The sequence below is a fragment of the Synechococcus sp. R55.7 genome (assembly GCF_047461955.1).
Taxonomy (GTDB): Bacteria; Cyanobacteriota; Cyanobacteriia; order Thermostichales; family Thermostichaceae; genus Thermostichus.
This window is the reverse complement of the sequence record NZ_JANSIC010000044.1, coordinates 12550-13802: the sequence shown is the minus strand read 5'-3', so window position 1 is coordinate 13802 and position 1253 is coordinate 12550. Positions and strand designations below refer to the sequence as shown.

1 protein-coding gene is annotated in these 1253 nt (G+C 59.4%); it reads right to left on the bottom strand.

What is annotated here, in order from left to right; translation table 11 throughout:
• Positions 1–116 precede the first annotated feature (116 nt).
• A protein-coding gene (prfB, locus tag NW820_RS03780; RefSeq protein WP_414406725.1) for a peptide chain release factor 2 occupies positions 117–1248 on the bottom strand; the annotation gives its coding sequence in 2 pieces (ribosomal slippage) (positions 117–1175 and positions 1177–1248; 1131 coding nt in all).
• Between the last annotated feature and the right edge of the window lie 5 nt (positions 1249–1253).

Here is a 1253-nt window from a genome sequence, read left to right as displayed (position 1 = left end):
GTGGGATGGGGGGTAGGGGAGTTTTTCCAGGAAGGGGATCCCCTGACCTTGACCCAGCTCTCAGCCCAGGAGCGGGCTGCCCTCATGCAGGCGGTGTGGGAGCGCTACAGCCGGCCCTAGACTGCGGCGGCCTGTTGTTTGGCGTATTCCTGCCGCAGATAGGCCTGGATAAAATGCATCAGCTCCTCCGGCTCGCCGTTCATAAAGGCCTCGACATTGTAGGTTTCGGCGTTGGTGCGGTGATCTTTGATCAGCTTGTAGGGATCGAAGGTGTAGGTGCGAATACGCCCCCCAAAGCCCTGAGTCACCATCTCGCCGCGAATCTCGGCCAGCTTTTGTCTGCGTTTTTCTTCTTCCATCTCGATCAGCTTGGCCTTCAAGATCTGGATGGCCCGCTCTTTGTTTTGCAGTTGGGAGCGCTCTTCGGTACAGCGCACGGCAATGCCGGTGGGCTTGTGGATCACCCGCACTGCTGTTTCCACTTTGTTCACGTTTTGGCCACCTGCTCCACCCGAGCGGGAGGTCTCGAACTCCAGATCTTCCATCTTCAGCTCATACTCGCTTTCCTCTTCCAGGATCGGCATCACCTCTACGCCGGCGAAGCTGGTTTGCCGTTTGCCGTTGGCGTTGAAGGGGCTGATGCGCTCCATCCGGTGGTTACCCTTCTCGGCAGAGAGATAACCATAGGCGTAGGGGCCTTCGATCAGCAGGGTGGCGGACTTGATGCCGGCTTCGGCACCTTCGGAGTATTCCGAGAGGCTGACCTTGTAGCCCTGGTTTTCGGCCCAGCGGGTGTACATTTTCAGGAGCATTTCCGCCCAGTCCTGGGCGTCGGTTCCCCCTGCGCCGGCGGTGATGGTGAGGATGGCACCGTTTTTGTCGTAGGGGCCGGAGAGCAGTTGCTGTAGCTCCCACTGGCCCAACTCCCGCTCCACCGCTGCCAGGGATCCCGCTGTCTCGGCTAGGAGTTCTGGATCGGGCTCTTCTTGGAGCAGCTCGAGGGCGCTGGCGGCATCTTCCAGGCGATCCTTCCAGCGGTGCACCTGATCCCAGGAGGCCTTGAGGCTGTTGAGCTTTTGCAGGTGGCGGCGGGCTGCCTCTACATCATTCCAAAACTGCGGCTGCGAGGCTTCTTGCTCTAGGATGGCAATCTGTTGCTCCAAGTGGGGCAGGTCAAAGATAGTCCTGAGCGTTGCTCAGGCGCAAGGTGAGCGATTCTAGGGTGCGTCTTAGATCGGCAAGTTCCATAGAGA